14 protein-coding genes are annotated in these 14,603 nt (G+C 58.1%); 6 read left to right on the top strand and 8 right to left on the bottom strand.

The annotated features are described in order from the left end of the window. Together DET50_RS14910 and DET50_RS14905 are read right to left on the bottom strand one after the other, a co-directional pair. Positions 1–1,242, bottom strand: coding sequence for a tyrosine-type recombinase/integrase (locus DET50_RS14910; RefSeq protein ID WP_113863602.1), 1,242 nt, complete (start codon positions 1,240–1,242; stop codon positions 1–3). Between the two features lie 185 nt (positions 1,243–1,427). Continuing rightward, positions 1,428–2,294 carry a YicC/YloC family endoribonuclease gene (locus DET50_RS14905; protein WP_113863606.1) on the bottom strand — a complete coding sequence of 289 codons (867 nt, stop codon included), beginning with the start codon at positions 2,292–2,294 and terminating at the stop codon, positions 1,428–1,430. A 189-nt stretch (positions 2,295–2,483) separates the two neighbouring features. On the opposite strand from DET50_RS14905, the gene rph reads away from it, so the two are divergent. Then, positions 2,484–3,200, top strand: coding sequence for a ribonuclease PH (gene rph, locus DET50_RS14900; protein WP_113863601.1), 717 nt, complete (start codon positions 2,484–2,486; stop codon positions 3,198–3,200). A gap of 143 nt (positions 3,201–3,343) precedes the next feature. Here rph and DET50_RS14895 read toward each other — a convergent pair whose 3' ends face one another. After that, entirely contained in the window at positions 3,344–4,150 is an 807-nt protein-coding gene (locus tag DET50_RS14895; protein ID WP_113863600.1) for an exodeoxyribonuclease III, read from the bottom strand. Between the two features lie 81 nt (positions 4,151–4,231). On the opposite strand from DET50_RS14895, the gene pyrE reads away from it, so the two are divergent. Then, the gene (gene pyrE, locus DET50_RS14890) at positions 4,232–4,870 is read left to right on the top strand and encodes an orotate phosphoribosyltransferase (protein WP_113863599.1); all 639 of its coding nucleotides are present in this window, start codon (positions 4,232–4,234) and stop codon (positions 4,868–4,870) included. Between the two features lie 3 nt (positions 4,871–4,873). Beyond that, on the top strand, positions 4,874–5,521 hold the full coding sequence (locus DET50_RS14885; protein ID WP_113863598.1) for a DUF4124 domain-containing protein: 648 nt from the start codon (positions 4,874–4,876) through the stop codon (positions 5,519–5,521). Between the two features lie 82 nt (positions 5,522–5,603). Here DET50_RS14885 and DET50_RS14880 read toward each other — a convergent pair whose 3' ends face one another. Beyond that, on the bottom strand, positions 5,604–6,032 hold the full coding sequence (locus DET50_RS14880; RefSeq protein WP_113863597.1) for a hypothetical protein: 429 nt from the start codon (positions 6,030–6,032) through the stop codon (positions 5,604–5,606). Between the two features lie 123 nt (positions 6,033–6,155). Further along, positions 6,156–6,494, bottom strand: a complete 339-nt coding sequence (locus DET50_RS14875; RefSeq protein WP_113863596.1) for a DUF2782 domain-containing protein — start codon at positions 6,492–6,494, stop codon at positions 6,156–6,158. A gap of 88 nt (positions 6,495–6,582) precedes the next feature. On the opposite strand from DET50_RS14875, the gene polA reads away from it, so the two are divergent. Together polA and DET50_RS14865 are read left to right on the top strand one after the other, a co-directional pair. Next, positions 6,583–9,303 (top strand): DNA polymerase I, encoded by a 2,721-nt coding sequence (gene polA / locus DET50_RS14870; protein WP_113863595.1) that lies wholly within the window; start codon positions 6,583–6,585, stop codon positions 9,301–9,303. Positions 9,304–9,579: 276 nt separating this feature from the next. Then, a complete protein-coding gene (locus DET50_RS14865) occupies positions 9,580–9,960 on the top strand; it encodes a hypothetical protein (protein ID WP_113863594.1) in 381 nt (126 codons plus the stop codon). Positions 9,961–10,006: 46 nt separating this feature from the next. On the opposite strand, the gene DET50_RS14860 is transcribed toward DET50_RS14865, so the two are convergent. From DET50_RS14860 to DET50_RS14850, 3 genes are all read right to left on the bottom strand, one after another. Continuing rightward, positions 10,007–11,524 carry an OmpP1/FadL family transporter gene (locus DET50_RS14860; RefSeq protein ID WP_113863593.1) on the bottom strand — a complete coding sequence of 506 codons (1,518 nt, stop codon included), beginning with the start codon at positions 11,522–11,524 and terminating at the stop codon, positions 10,007–10,009. Between the two features lie 123 nt (positions 11,525–11,647). Beyond that, a complete protein-coding gene (locus tag DET50_RS14855) occupies positions 11,648–12,769 on the bottom strand; it encodes a PilT/PilU family type 4a pilus ATPase (protein WP_113863592.1) in 1,122 nt (373 codons plus the stop codon). 17 nt (positions 12,770–12,786) lie between these two features. Beyond that, complete coding sequence (locus tag DET50_RS14850; protein ID WP_091997362.1) at positions 12,787–13,821, bottom strand: type IV pilus twitching motility protein PilT; 1,035 nt, start codon at positions 13,819–13,821, stop codon at positions 12,787–12,789. 52 nt (positions 13,822–13,873) lie between these two features. Here DET50_RS14850 and DET50_RS14845 point away from each other — a divergent pair, with 52 nt between their 5' ends. Then, positions 13,874–14,587, top strand: coding sequence for a YggS family pyridoxal phosphate-dependent enzyme (locus tag DET50_RS14845; RefSeq protein WP_113863591.1), 714 nt, complete (start codon positions 13,874–13,876; stop codon positions 14,585–14,587). Positions 14,588–14,603: the final 16 nt, after the last annotated feature.

The following is a 14,603-nucleotide window of genomic DNA, read 5'->3' as shown; positions in this document are numbered from 1 at the left end:
TTACCCTCCAGAGCTGACTTCACCTCTCACGATGGGCGCCAGCCACTCGCAGAGCGCCTCGTGAGCCGCTCTTCGCTCTTCAAAGTACGCATGCTTGTTATAAACCCGGTCCGTCCGGTTGCCGGGCAGTTGATTCAGGCAGCGCTGAGCCAGATTGTCATCAAAACCAAGCTTGCCCAGCTTCGTCCTGGCCGTGCCACGCAGATCGTGGACGCGGCGCTTGTCGAACGAAAAGAACTTTTTCTCAAAGAGTTTCTTGAGCGCATGGTTCAGCGTGTTTTCACACACAAACGGCGTCCGTGCTTTTTTACTGATCCTGCGAGCTGGAAATACCCACTCACTACCGCAGGAACGTACCTTCAGCTCATTCAGCCATTCCACGGCGGGCTCCGCCAACGGGATATCGATGGCCCTTCTCTTTTTGGTCCTTTCCTCGGGCAGGTACCAGATACGGTTCTCCAGATCGAATTCCGACCAAGGCGCTGCCAGCAGCTCCATTTTTCTCGTACAGGTCGCAATCAACAAAGCACAGGCCAGGTAGTTTTCACGGCTGAACTGCGCCGGAATCACCCGGAGTTTGGTGAAGAACTCGGTGACTTCGTCTTCATTCATTGGGTAGTTGGCGGCCTTCTCCTCCCCGCCGGCGTCCCTGGGACGGAATGGCGAGGCTGGATTGAACCTGGTGACGTCCAGTTTGATGCCATGATCAAACAGGTTCCTCAGCAGGCGCATCAAATCATTTGATAGGGTTGGGCGGGGCTTATTGTCGTCATAGCCAGTGGCCACGTCCCGCAGGATTTCACTGATATCCACTGGTCGGATCTTTTCAAGTTCCACCTTTCCGATGCGCCAGGCGACCTCACGCTCGTACAGGCTATTCTCTTTATGGTGGGACGCGATTTCTCGTTTGCGAAGCTCGTAGTAGTCCGCGTACAGGTCATTGAGCGTTTTGAAGGGGTTTTGGTTGACCTTCTGCCGCTCCTGAACCGGGTCAGCACCCTCACGCTTGATCGCCAACCTCAGCTTCGCCGCCTCATCACGGGCGTCGGCCAATGACCAGTCGTCCACCTTGCCGATGGTGTATTCGCGCCGGAGCTTGGTAGCTGGGGTGGTATAGCGCAGCATCCAGTAGGCATCGCCGCGCTTCGGGGTCATGAGGTAGAGACCATTGCCATCGGCATGCCGCACGGATGGCTTCTCTTTGATCAGTTTCTTGACGGTCTTGTCGTGTAGCTTGCCCACTTTCCTGCCTTAAAAAAATTGGGGAGTACAATCTCGCCGATACAATATAGCGAGAAAATACTCCCCAATCTACTACCCATCACTACCCAAACTTGGCAGAACTTACACGAACATTATGAGCGTCAAAATTACATAACTATTTGATTTATAATGCCATCAAGAACAACGTCGAACCCCCAAGAACATCACTCAATATTCTGCACCTGCTCCCGCATCTGCTCGATCAGCACCTTGAGGTCCACAGCTGCACGCGTGACATCGGCATCGATGCTCTTGCTGCTCAGGGTATTGGCCTCCCGATTCAGCTCCTGCATCAGGAAATCCAGGCGACGGCCAATCGCGTCATCCCGCTTCAGAGTATCCGAAACTTCGCCGATGTGGGCATCGAGGCGATCCAGCTCTTCGGCCACATCGCTTTTCTGGGCCAACATGACCATTTCCTGGGCGATCCGGTCAGGATCCAGCTCCACACCGGCCTTTTCGAACCGTTCCCGCAAGTTACGCTCCTGGGCTTCCAGCAATTCCGGCATCCGGGCGCGAACATCCGCCACCAGCCTGGCCATGGTCTCCAGGCGGTCCTCGAACAAAGGACGCAGCCGTTCCCCTTCCCGCTCACGAACAGTAACCAGCTCAGCCACGGTATCGGCAAACAGCTCTGCCGCTGCCTCCCGTGCGGCACTGTAGTCCTGCTCCGGCACCGACAGCACACCGGGCCAGCGAAGAATATCGAGAGCGCTGATGTGGGCCGGGTTATCCAGCATCCGGTTGATATGGTTGGCGGCGTCATTCACCGCTTTCGCCATCTCGTCACTGACCTCGAAGCTCTGGGCGGTGTTCTCGGCGGACTGAAGCCGCATGGAGATGTCCACCTTGCCCCGCTTCAGGCCCTTGCGCAGCCCCTCCCGAAACTTGTTTTCCAGTTCCCGGAACGCTTCCGGCAACCGGAACGACGGCTCCAGGTAACGATGGTTCACGGTGCGAATCTCGCAGGTCAGGGTGCCCCAGTCTCCACGGGCATCCTTCCGGGCAAAGGCAGTCATACTCCGGATCATATCGGCTCCAATCATCATGTTTGGCAGATCACCGGAGTTTAACAGGCTCTTAACAGTTGCGGCGAACCCGACCAAAGAGGCAGGAACGATCCACCTGTGTTATCCGGTGAGCGTGTTATACTCGCTGTCCTTTCATTACCCCCGCCCGGACCCGAGTCCGGACATTCAGATTCAACTACAGGACACACTATGCGACCAAGCGGCAGAACGCCCGAGCAACCCAGAGACGTCCGAATCACCCGTAACTACACCCGCCATGCCGAAGGTTCCGTGCTGGTGGAATTCGGGGACACCAAAGTGATCTGCACCGCCTCCGTCGAAAACAAGGTACCTCCCTTCCTCCGCGGCGAAGGCAAAGGCTGGATCACCGCCGAATACGGCATGCTGCCCCGCTCCACCGGCAGCCGCATGGGCCGGGAAGCCGCCCGCGGCAAACAGGGCGGACGCACCGTCGAAATCCAGCGCCTGATCGGCCGCTCCCTGCGCGCTGCCGTCGACCTCTCCGCCCTGGGCGAACACACCATCACCGTCGACTGCGACGTCATCCAGGCCGACGGCGGCACCCGCACCGCGGCAATCACCGGCGGCTGCGTCGCCCTGGTGGATGCTCTGAACTACCTGGTGGCGGAAAAGCGCATTAAAGCCTCCCCGCTCAAGCAGATGGTGGCGGCACTTTCCGTAGGTGTTTACAAGGGAACGCCGGTAGTCGATCTGGACTACCCTGAAGACTCCGAGGCCGAAACCGACATGAACGTCATCATGACCGACAGGGGTGGCTTCATCGAAATCCAGGGAACGGCTGAAGGCGCACCATTTGAACAGTCAGAACTGGACAGCATGCTGACCCTGGCAAAACGGGGCATCGAGCAGTTGTTTGAAATCCAGAAAACAGCGTTGGAAGGCTAATTCAAGATTCTGGGGAGCCATTGCGGCAACCATTCCCCAGAATGTTGGAGGCCATGGACGGCCGGAAACAAGCGCACATGGATGTGCTCGTAGCGGTTCTGGGGAATGGTTGTCGTGATGGGGACCTTCCCCAGAACCGGGACTTAAAAACCGATCTCGATGTCGTAATCCATGATCACCGGCGCGTGATCCGAGAACCGGGTTGAAGTATCAATCCAGCCATCCTGGATAGTCTTGCGAATTCCCGGCGTCAGCAACTGATAATCCACCCGGATACCGGCATTCCGACGGGCACCCTCAGCCTGCTCCGGCCACCAGGTAAACTGATTGCTCTGCTTGTTCACCTCACGGAAGGCATCAATACAGCCCATCTCATCAAACAGCCGATCGAGCCACGCCCGCTCATGGGGCAGGAAACCGGAGAAATCGAACTTGTGATAAAGCGGAGAGGCATCCGTCACATGATGGGCGGTTTGCAGGTTGGCACAGAAGATGAACTGGCGACGCTTGCGCAGAGTCTTCTGCATGTGCAGACCGAAGGCATCCATGAACTCGTCCTTGTGGTCCAGGACAGTCAGGTCATCCTCACCGATCAGCTCTTCCTCACGCCCGAGCGCGCAGGGTGCCAGCACACAGGCTACAGAGACCTTGTCGAAGTCTGCCTGCAGGAAACGCCCTTCCCGGTCCGCCTGCTCATTGGCGAAGCCGTACATGATCGCCTTGGGAAAATGACGGGTATAGATGCCGACGCCGCCGTGCTCGTTCTTCTCGCCGTCAATGAAATAGGCTTCGTAGCCCTCGGGGATGAGATTGTAGTCTTCAATCTCGTAAGCGCGCATGCGGTGATCCTGAACGCAAACCACGTCAGCGTCCTGGTCGGCCAGCCAGTCAAAAAAGCCCTTATCAACAGCCTGGGCGAGACCATTGACGCTGATTGATACTACCCGCATACGTGTTCCCTGATTCGGTTTGTGTGTATGATACCGTTTTTACGCACTAATTAAAGATCCACACCCGCCAGAAGCCTTGTCATGCACGACTATCAGCAAGATTTCATCGAATTCGCCATCCAGCGGAACGTGTTGCGTTTTGGAGAGTTCACACTCAAATCCGGCCGCACCAGCCCGTACTTTTTCAACGCCGGACTGTTCAACACCGGAAACGACCTGCTGCAACTAAGCAAAGCCTATGCCGCCGCTATCAGCCGCAGCGGGCTGGATTATGACATCATTTTCGGCCCTGCCTATAAGGGCATTCCCTTGGCCACGGTTACCGCCATGGCCCTGGCTACAGAAGGTAACAGCAAACCGTTTGCCTTTAACCGCAAAGAAAAGAAAGATCATGGTGAGGGCGGCAACATCGTCGGCGCACCATTGGAAGGCAAAGTGCTGATCGTGGATGACGTCATCACCGCCGGCACCGCCATCCGTGAGTCCATTGACCTTATCCGGGCTGCAGGTGCCGAGCCGGCAGGCGTACTGATCGCCCTCGATCGACAGGAAAAAGGTAACGGCGAACTCTCGGCCATCCAGGAAGTGGAAAAGGAATTCGGCATTCCGGTGGTCAGTATCATTCGCCTGGAACAGGTACTCGACTACCTCAAGGCAAACCCGGAGTTTGCCGGTCACGCGGACAAGGTAGCCGATTACCGTGATCAATACGGAGTCTGACTGATGGGCAATCGTCTGTCTGTGTATTTCTCGGCATTGCTGCTGGTAGCGGCCATGGGCGCCTCACTGCCGGCATATGCCCAGATGTATCGTTACACCGACGCACAGGGCCAGGTAGTAATCAGTAACACCATTCCCCAGGAAGCCACCAAGCGGGGCTACGACATCCTGGACAGCAACGGCCGGGTGGTCGAAACCGTCCCGCCGGCGCCGACCGAAGAAGAGATTGCAGCCCGCAAGGCCGAGAAAAAACGCCAACAGGAGCTTGAACGCCAGCGCGAGCAGGACGAACTACTGCTCAGACGCTATAGCCACCCGGATCAGGCAGTTGAAGCCATGCACCGGAAGGTGCGGGAAATGAATGGCCTGATCCAGCTCAAGCGCGGCAACATCCAGGTGATCTCATCCCAGCTCAACAACGAGCAGAGCCGTGCCGCGGATATGGAGCGCGCAGGCCGTGACATTCCGCAGGCCACCTTGAACAAGATCCACCGGCTTGAATCCCAGATTGAGGAAATCGAGCGGGATATCGCCAGCCAGCGCAAGGAGATTACGGAGCTCAAAAAGAACTACCGGGCGGATATTGAGCGGTTGGAAGTGATTACCGGCAAGGAACGGACGTTGCCGCTGGAATTGGCTAAAGAGCACTAAGGCCAGATATGAAAATGGGGTCAGAAGTAAAAAGGGGTCAGATGAAAACTTTCATCTGACCCCATCTTCATGGCAACTCCGATCAAGCAGAGGCAGTGCTCTTCTTGGCAGTTGCGGAGCTGGTGCTCTTGCGGGCAGTGGTCTTGCGAGCGGCCGGCTTCTTCGGCTCAACGCTCTTCTTGGCTTCCTGGGCCGCATCGGACACGTCCTCGGCAGCTTCGGAGACCGCTTCCGCACTTTCAGCAGCTTCCTTCTCCAGCTTGGCCACCAGTTCGGCAGCAAAGTTGCCGAAACGGGAGTTCAGGCTACGCAGCTGCTCAAACAGGCTCTCGCTGTAACCATCGTAGCGCTTGCGCAGGTTCTTGACGCTGTACTCGCGCGCTTCGGATTCCAGCTTCTCGGCGTACTCGAACGGCTTGGCAGTGATTTTCTTCTGCTGCTCTTCCGCGGCGTTGATACCCTTCTCGACGATTTCCTGAATCTGTTCCTGGTAAGACTTGAGTTTACCCATGATGGACTCTCCTTGGTTTCGTGAACATTCGCCAGGCCCGCTAACCGCTTAAATCACGGGCCTTCTTTGGATCTCACTGACCAAGATACGGGCAAAAATTAGAATGTTCATACTAAAAACCGGTTACCAGCGGAACAGTACCCAGCTAGGCACCAGAAGATCCGATTCGGTTTCCCGGATCCAGCCACCGCCATCGGCAGGGACCAGGTAATACTCGGGCCCCACTTCAGGAACCACCTTGATTTCCATAAGCTGGCCGTTCACCCGGTACTCGTAGAACACCTCGTTTTCACCAGGACGGATAACAATGGCCGGCCCTTCGGCCTCCGGCTGGTAATCGGTCACCACCACCGGCTCTTTCGGAGTCTCCACCGGGGTCTGGTCGAGTGCCCCCTCTTCCTGGGCCACTGCTGCCAGTGGCAGGCCAAACAGCAGTATGGCGGGGTAAGCGATTCGCTTCATTTTCGTGATACCCTTTCGTCAATTCCAGTTCATTACAGAGTTGCACAAGCCAACCAACGCTTCAATCAGAATCCGGATCCGTATTTATATGAATGACAAAAAGACCCCACCCGTGGTGCTCGTCGACGGCTCATCCTATCTGTTCCGCGCCTATCACGCGCTGCCGCCTCTGACCAACAGCAAGAATCACCCGACCGGGGCTATCAAGGGCGTTATCAGCATGATCCGGCGCCTGGAGCAGGATTTTCCCGGCTCGAAAATGGTGGTGGTCTTTGATGCCAAGGGCAAAACCTTCCGGCACGAGATGTACGAGGAGTACAAGGCCAACCGCCCCCCCATGCCGGAAGACCTCGGCATGCAGATTGAACCCATTCACGAGATCGTCCGCGCCATGGGCCTGCCCCTTCTGATCGTTCCGGAAGTGGAGGCGGACGACGTCATCGGCACCCTGGCCGACGAAGCCACCAGCAAGGGCATTGATGTGGTCGTGTCCACCGGCGACAAGGATATGGCGCAGCTGGTCAGTGACCATGTCACCCTGATCAACACCATGACCGAGACCCGGATGGATCGCGAAGGCGTGGTGCAAAAGTTCGGCGTCACGCCGGAGCAGATTATCGACTACCTCGCCCTGGTGGGCGACAAGGTGGATAACATCCCGGGCGTGAACAAGTGCGGCCCGAAGACCGCCGTCAAATGGCTGCAGACCTACAAGGATCTGGACAACCTCATCGAGCATGCGGACGAAATCAAGGGCAAGATCGGCGAGTACCTGCGCGAAGCCATCGACACCCTGCCCCTGAGCCGGGAGCTGGCCACTATCCGGACCGATGTCGATCTCGATTTCGGCCTGGAAGACCTCAAGCTGCGGGAGCAGGACGACGAACAGCTGCTGAACCTGTTCAAGGAATACGAGTTCCGTAACTGGGTGAACGAACTGGAAAGTGAAAGCGATGCGGAGGGAAAAACTGACAACAACGCCCCCGCCACCCCGAAGGAAAAGCGTTACAGCGTCATCACCGAGCAGGACGAACTGGATGACTGGATCAAGCGCCTGAAGGCATCCGACCTGTTCGCCTTTGACACGGAAACCACCAGCCTGCGGTACATCGACGCCGAGATTGTAGGCGTGTCCTTCGCAGTCGAGGCCGGCGAAGCCGCATACGTCCCACTGGCCCACGACTACATGGGCGCACCGGAACAGCTGGACCGCGACGAGGTTCTGGAGCAACTCAAGCCGCTGCTGGAGGATCCGAAACAGAAAAAAGTGGGCCAGAACCTCAAGTACGACAAGAACGTACTGGCCAACCACGGCATCAACCTGGAAGGCATTGCCGAGGACACCATGCTGGAGTCCTATGTCTATAACTCCGTAGCCACCCGTCACGACATGGACAGCCTGGCCCGGGAGTACCTTGGCGAACAGACCATCACCTACGAATCCATTGCCGGCAAGGGTGCCAAACAGCTGACCTTCAACCAGATCGATCTGGAAAAGGCCGGCCCCTATGCCGCCGAGGACGCCGACATCACCCTGCGCCTGCACCAGACTCTGGGCCCCCGGCTCAGGGAAATCGGCAAACTGGACTCGGTCTACCGGGAGATCGATTTGCCGCTGGTGCCGGTACTGTCCCGCATGGAGCAACGGGGCACCCTGATTAGCGCCAGCGTGCTGAGGCAGCACAGCCAGGAGCTGGCCGAACGCATGGCCGAACTGGAAGAGGAAGCCCACGAGGTCGCCGGAGAAACCTTCAACCTGGGCTCCACCAAGCAGCTGCAGGCCATCTTCTATGACAAGCTGGGCTTGCCGGTCATCAAAAAGACACCAAAGGGCGCGCCATCAACCGCCGAGCCGGTGTTGCAGGAACTGGCCCACGAGCACGAACTGCCCCGGCTGATCCTCGAGCACCGGAGTCTGAGCAAGCTCAAGTCGACCTATACCGACACCCTGCCGGAACTGATCCACCATCGCACCGGGCGTGTGCATACATCCTATCACCAGGCGGTCACGGCGACGGGGCGGCTGTCCTCGTCGGAGCCCAACCTGCAGAACATCCCCATCCGCAGCGAACAGGGCCGGCGCATCCGCCAGGCGTTTATTGCGCCGGAGGGTTACAAGCTGGTGGCCGCGGACTACTCCCAGATCGAGCTGCGGATCATGGCCCATCTGTCCGGCGACGAGGGCCTGATCAACGCGTTCGAACATGGCGAGGACATCCACAAGGCCACGGCGGCAGAGGTATTCGGCGTCAGTCTCAAAGAGGTCAGCTCCGATCAGCGCCGCAGCGCCAAGGCCATCAACTTCGGTCTGATCTACGGCATGTCCGCGTTCGGGCTGTCACGACAACTGGGCGTGGAACGGAAACTGGCCCAGGAATACATCGACCGCTATTTCGAGCGTTACCCGGGCGTGCTGAAATACATGGACAACATCCGCAAACAGGCCCACGAGGATGGCTTCGTGGAAACCCTGTTCGGTCGTCGCCTGTACCTGCCCGAAATCAATGCCCGCAACAAGCAGATGCAACAGGCGGCGGAGCGCACAGCGATCAACGCGCCGATGCAGGGAACCGCAGCGGATATCATCAAGCGGGCCATGATCGAAGTCGACAACTGGCTGCGTAATGAACATGCGGACGAGGCCCGCATGACCATGCAGGTTCACGACGAACTGATCGTCGAAGTAAAAGAATCCGCCCTAGATAAGGTCCGGGACGGGCTGGTTAAACGGATGTCAGCGGCGGCGGAACTGGCCATTCCCGTGGTGGTGGATGCCGGAGTCGGTGACAACTGGGACGAAGCCCACTGATTTCTGTCTGATCAGCCGGCCGGGAACCGTCCCGGCCGGCTCCCCTACCCCAAAACGGGGCAAACTCCCTACTCTTGCACCGCCGAGTGACACTGCAACCACTTTAACAACCGGCCTTCAGCCCCATCACTGCCCCAGAGAACCCGCTGTTTTGGTGGCCTACAGGGTATGTTGCGAAGAACGGCACAAAATTCGCATCGAAAACGGTGTCGGTTGCCGGATTCGGGCCATACCGAACCGCAACCTGGTTGTGACATACATTCCGAGGCCGTAACCATGGATACTCTGGCATCCGAGAGAGAGTGGCTCCTTAACCCAAGCCTGCTGAAACTGGTACACCAGTGCCGCCGGCTTATTCATTCCGAGTTCGGGGTCAAACTTCATCTCACCGAACAGCATCTTGAACAGCAACTGGCAGACTATGCGGGCAAAAGCCGCTCCGGCCACCTGGTCCGGACGTGGGAAGCGCTCAAGGCACAGGTACCGCAATTGCAGCAGGACTCAGGGAACACGGACGACGAAAATCCGAGGCGAATGTATCGCGGTCAGGCGATTGCCGATGATCGGCCCGCGAGATCGACTGAGGAGGGAGCGCAGGATGGCGGAATGCCTGCAAGGAAGAAGCAGGTGATCTACCGGGGCCAGGTGATCGGCTGACGGCGCTGGCCGCCAGCCTCACACAAAGTGCCGATTGAAAGCGAGATCAGAAGGCTTTGCTGACCTGGACTGAGGCACTCCAGGCACTCAGGTCGTATTCACCCTGGTAGCTTGCTGCGCTGACCGGCTCACCGGTGGGATCCTCGTGACTGTATTCCCTGTCATCCACTTTCGCATCGTCTGCGAAAATGAGCGTCCCAACCGCGGCATCGACGGTCCAGCCGCTCTGAACATCTTTCCACTGGGTACCAAGGGTCAGCCAGTGACGGTCCTCTGACGGAATCCGGGCAGTGACGTAGTTATCGACCGGAGACTCGTCCCACGCGTACCCTGCTTTCAGGGCCCACTCCGGTGTGGCTTGCCAGATGCCGCCCACATTGAACTGCCAGGTGTTTTTCCACTCTTCAGTAATGTGAGTAATAGGTGCGTCTCCAGTGCGACCGATTGCACTGGAGACCTCGCCTGAATCACCCTCCCGGCTGTAAATATCCAATTCTTCGAAACGACTCCACCGCGCATAGGTCGCTCCAGCAAGAAGGGTAAAAGAATCAGATAACTGGTGGCGAACACCGAAGGTAGCGCTTTCGGGAATTGCCAATGGCACCCGAACCTCTTCCGTCAGGGTAGTGGGAGACACTCCAATCGGGGATTCCGGATTTGGCACGGGATACCCGGATAGCTCTATGTCTCCTTCGAGGTTGAACTCTGTACCAGTTTGAGCCGTGAGGCCAACCTGGGTTCTATCCGAGAGCTCATAAAGGAAGCCCACGCGGAAGTTCATCGCGATATCGTCACCCTCGATGTCAGCGTAGGGTGCGCCGAAATTCGCCTCGTAGGCATCAGCGAGTGCCGCGGTCTGTTGACTGACCTGGTCTTGCACCTGCTGCCGGGCAGCAGCCGGCAACTCGTCCAGGCTGTTGAGATTGTTAGCCGTCAGGTATTGCTGAACTCCCTGCTGGTAAACTCCACCCCGAATGTCCTGGAATTTAGACAAACGACCCTCGGCGTACATGATATTCAGTGTGGCCCCCATGGACAGCCCTTTGCCGTTATTGACAGCAATCGAAGGACTGAAAGCAATCGCGGTCAGCTCCGTTTTGTCCGCGAAGTACCGACCGATGAAGTCATTGTCGTAATCAGCGGCCAGGCCATACGGAGCATGGATCCCAAACCCGACGTCAATGGTGTCACTGATCTCGTGGGTATAGTAGAAATTGGGGAGGACCGCAGGATCCGCAATGTCTCCGCCTGTAGTGCCGGTAACTGGCAGGTCGAGCTGGTTGGTTGCCGAGGTAGTGCCCTCTTTCGCCTCGGCATCAATATCCAGAACCGCGGCACCGAAGGAAACGTTCATCCCGGAAAGCTGGCTCATCCCGGCCGGGTTGAACAGCACGGTGGTCGCATTCTCGGGATTGGCGGCGGCACCGGCATTAGCCACGCCCATGGCGCTGGCGCTTTGTTCGTTGAGCGAGAAACCACCCGCCATGACGCTGGCTGGCGCGGCAAGAGCTGCCAGGGTTGCAAGGCGGATTGCCTTTACGAGTGCGTTGGTATTCTTGTGCATGGTATCTCCTTGATTGATTCGGGGCGGAGTATACGCAGCACGGGCCAAGGGCCTCAAATGCCAAAACTACTGGTTCGAGGCCCTAACTACTTACGACTTTAGTCTGAAGGCATGAATCGTGGTTCAGTCATCCTGGATGGACAGTTTGTCCACCGACGTGGAGAGCTGATCGGCTCCGGCGGAATCGGCGCCAAGCTTGATCATCAGGCGCAGGTCGTTCGCCGAATCGGCATGGGCCAGGGCGTCCTCGTAGGTGATCGAGCCTTCGGAGTACAGCTTGTACAGTGCCTGGTCGAAGGTCTGCATTCCCGCCTCGCCGGATTTCGCCATCAGCTCCTTGAGCTTGTGCACCTCACCCTTGCGGATGATGTCCGACACCAGCGGGGTATTGATCAGCACCTCGATTACTGCCTTGCGCCCCTTGCCATCGGGAGTGGGCACCAGCTGCTGGGCCACGATGGCTTTCAGGTTCAGGGACAGGTCCATCCAGATCTGGTTGTGCTGCTCGGGCGGGAAGAACTGGATGATACGGTCCAGCGCCTGGTTGGCGTTGTTGGCGTGCAGGGTCGCCAGACACAGGTGACCGGTCTCGGCAAACTGCACGGAATATTCCATGGTCTGCTGGGTCCGCACCTCACCGATCAGGATCACGTCAGGGGCCTGACGCAGGGTGTTTTTCAGGGCCACCTCGAAGCTCTCGGTATCGATCCCCACCTCGCGCTGGGTCACGATACAACCCTGGTGCTGGTGCACGAATTCGATCGGATCCTCGATGGAAATGATATGACCGCGACTGTTCCGGTTGCGATGTCCCAGCATGGCGGCCAGGGAGGTAGACTTACCGGTACCAGTGGCGCCCACGAACATGATCAGGCCCCGTTTGGTCATGGCCAGGTCCTTGATGACTTCCGGCAGGGAGAGGTCATCAATCTGCGGAATTTTGACCTCGATCCGCCGCAGCACCATGCCACACAGATTGCGCTGGAAGAAGGCACTGACCCGGAAACGCCCGATACCCCGGGCACTGATGGCAAAGTTGCACTCGTGGGTGGCGTCAAACTCCGCGCGCTGCTTGTCGTTCATCGACCCGTAGACCAGTTCACGGGTCTGTTCCGGGGTCAGGGCATTCTTGGTGACCGGGAGAACCTTGCCGTTGACCTTCATGCTCGGCGGCACGCCTGCCGTGATAAACAGGTCCGAGCCGCCCTTTTCCACCATCAGCCGCAACAGTTTCTCGAATTCCATTTTGTTACCTACTTACCTCAGAAGTTATCCGGCATCTTCGCCTTGGCGCGCGCAGCCTCACGGGAAACGAGGCCTTTCTGCAGCAGCCGCTCCAGACACTGGTCCAGAGTCTGCATGCCGAGCGAGCCGCCGGTCTGGATCGCGGAGTACATCTGGGCGATCTTGTCTTCCCGGATCAGGTTCCGGATAGCCGGGGTACCGATCATGATCTCGTGCGCGGCAACCCGTCCGCCGCCCATCTTCTTCATCAGGGTCTGGGAGATAACCGCCTGCAGGGATTCGGAGAGCATGGACCGGACCATGGACTTCTCCTCGGCCGGGAACACGTCCACCACCCGGTCGATGGTCTTGGCCGCCGAGGTGGTGTGCAGGGTGCCGAATACCAGGTGACCGGTTTCTGCGGCGGTCAGTGCCAGGCGGATGGTTTCAAGGTCCCGGAGCTCACCCACCAGGATGATATCCGGGTCTTCCCGCAGTGCCGAACGCAGGGCCTCGTTGAAGCCCAGGGTGTCCCGGTGCACTTCCCGCTGGTTGACCAGACATTTCTTGGATTCGTGCACGAATTCGATCGGGTCCTCGATGGTGAGGATGTGCTCGTAGCGGGTGTCGTTGATGTAGTCCATCATGGCCGCCAGCGTGGTGGATTTACCGGAACCGGTGGGCCCGGTCACCAGCACCAGCCCGCGGGGAACCGACGAGATATCCTTGAAAACCTGGCCCATGCCCAGATCTTCCATGGTAAGCACTTTCGAGGGGATGGTCCGGAACACGGCACCGGCGCCGCGATTCTGGTTAAATGCGTTTACACGGAAACGGGCAACACCGGGAACCTCGAAGGAAAAGTCGGTTTCCAGGAATTCTTCGTAATCCTTGCGCTGCTTGTCGTTCATGATGTCGTAGATCAGGCCGTGCACTTCTTTGTGCTCCATCGGCGGCAGGTTGATCCGGCGTACATCGCCGTCGACACGAATCATGGGGGGCAAACCAGAGGAAAGGTGCAAATCGGACGCACCCTGTTTGGCCGAAAAGGCAAGCAGTTCAGTAATATCCATAGGGTTCCTCGGAGGGCTTTTTCTTTTAATCCAGAAGCGGCAAACTCACAGTATGAGCAGCATAGCAGACAACATCGGGAGCGTAACCCGACGCATACAAAAAGCAACATTGAACGCGGGGCGGGACCCCGGCAGTGTGCGCCTGTTGGCAGTCAGCAAGACCCGACCGCCGGAAGACCTGCGTGAAGCCTTCGCTGCGGGCCAGATTGCGTTTGGCGAAAACTACCTGCAGGAAGCCCTCGAGAAGATCGAGGCCCTGGAGGATCTGGACGGCATCGAATGGCATTTCATCGGTCCGATCCAGTCCAACAAGACCCGGCAGATCGCCGCATCGTTTGCCTGGGTCCACAGTGTCGACCGCCTGAAGATCGCCCGTCGCCTCAGCGAGCAGCGTGCGCCGTCACTACCGCCCCTCAACATCTGTCTGCAGGTCAATATCGATGAGGAAGACACCAAGTCCGGCTGTACCCTGGAGGAGCTGCCCGAGCTGGTTTCGGCAATCGGCGAACTTCCCAACCTCAGCCTGCGGGGCCTGATGGCCATTCCGGATCCCGAGCAGCCGGAATCGGAGCTCAGGTCCAGCTTCCGCAAACTGGCCAACGCCCTCAAATCCCTGAAGCAGAAATGTCCTGAGGCCGGCCCGCTGGATACCCTGTCCATGGGCATGTCCGGTGACCTGGAAATGGCCATTGCCGAGGGCGCGACCTGGGTCCGGATTGGCACCGCGGTGTTCGGAGCCCGGCCACCCAAGGAGCCCCAGAGCTGAATCCCTCAGTTCCTGC

Source organism: Marinobacter pelagius (assembly GCF_003315345.1).
GTDB classification, from domain to species: domain Bacteria; phylum Pseudomonadota; class Gammaproteobacteria; order Pseudomonadales; family Oleiphilaceae; genus Marinobacter; species Marinobacter pelagius_A.
The sequence above is the reverse complement of the archived record's forward strand: the minus strand, read 5'-3'. Positions and strand labels throughout refer to the sequence as shown.

What these genes read in the sequence shown, in the direction of transcription:
- DET50_RS14905 (WP_113863606.1), bottom strand. Translation starts at nt 2,294, where the DNA reads ATGATCCGGAGTATGACTGCCTTTGCCCGGAAGGATGCCCGTGGAGAC.
- rph (WP_113863601.1), top strand. Translation starts at nt 2,484, where the DNA reads ATGCGACCAAGCGGCAGAACGCCCGAGCAACCCAGAGACGTCCGAATC.
- DET50_RS14895 (WP_113863600.1), bottom strand. Translation starts at nt 4,150, where the DNA reads ATGCGGGTAGTATCAATCAGCGTCAATGGTCTCGCCCAGGCTGTTGAT.
- pyrE (WP_113863599.1), top strand. Translation starts at nt 4,232, where the DNA reads ATGCACGACTATCAGCAAGATTTCATCGAATTCGCCATCCAGCGGAAC.
- DET50_RS14885 (WP_113863598.1), top strand. Translation starts at nt 4,874, where the DNA reads ATGGGCAATCGTCTGTCTGTGTATTTCTCGGCATTGCTGCTGGTAGCG.
- DET50_RS14880 (WP_113863597.1), bottom strand. Translation starts at nt 6,032, where the DNA reads ATGGGTAAACTCAAGTCTTACCAGGAACAGATTCAGGAAATCGTCGAG.
- DET50_RS14875 (WP_113863596.1), bottom strand. Translation starts at nt 6,494, where the DNA reads ATGAAGCGAATCGCTTACCCCGCCATACTGCTGTTTGGCCTGCCACTG.
- polA (WP_113863595.1), top strand. Translation starts at nt 6,583, where the DNA reads ATGAATGACAAAAAGACCCCACCCGTGGTGCTCGTCGACGGCTCATCC.
- DET50_RS14865 (WP_113863594.1), top strand. Translation starts at nt 9,580, where the DNA reads ATGGATACTCTGGCATCCGAGAGAGAGTGGCTCCTTAACCCAAGCCTG.
- DET50_RS14860 (WP_113863593.1), bottom strand. Translation starts at nt 11,524, where the DNA reads ATGCACAAGAATACCAACGCACTCGTAAAGGCAATCCGCCTTGCAACC.
- DET50_RS14855 (WP_113863592.1), bottom strand. Translation starts at nt 12,769, where the DNA reads ATGGAATTCGAGAAACTGTTGCGGCTGATGGTGGAAAAGGGCGGCTCG.
- DET50_RS14850 (WP_091997362.1), bottom strand. Translation starts at nt 13,821, where the DNA reads ATGGATATTACTGAACTGCTTGCCTTTTCGGCCAAACAGGGTGCGTCC.
- DET50_RS14845 (WP_113863591.1), top strand. Translation starts at nt 13,874, where the DNA reads ATGAGCAGCATAGCAGACAACATCGGGAGCGTAACCCGACGCATACAA.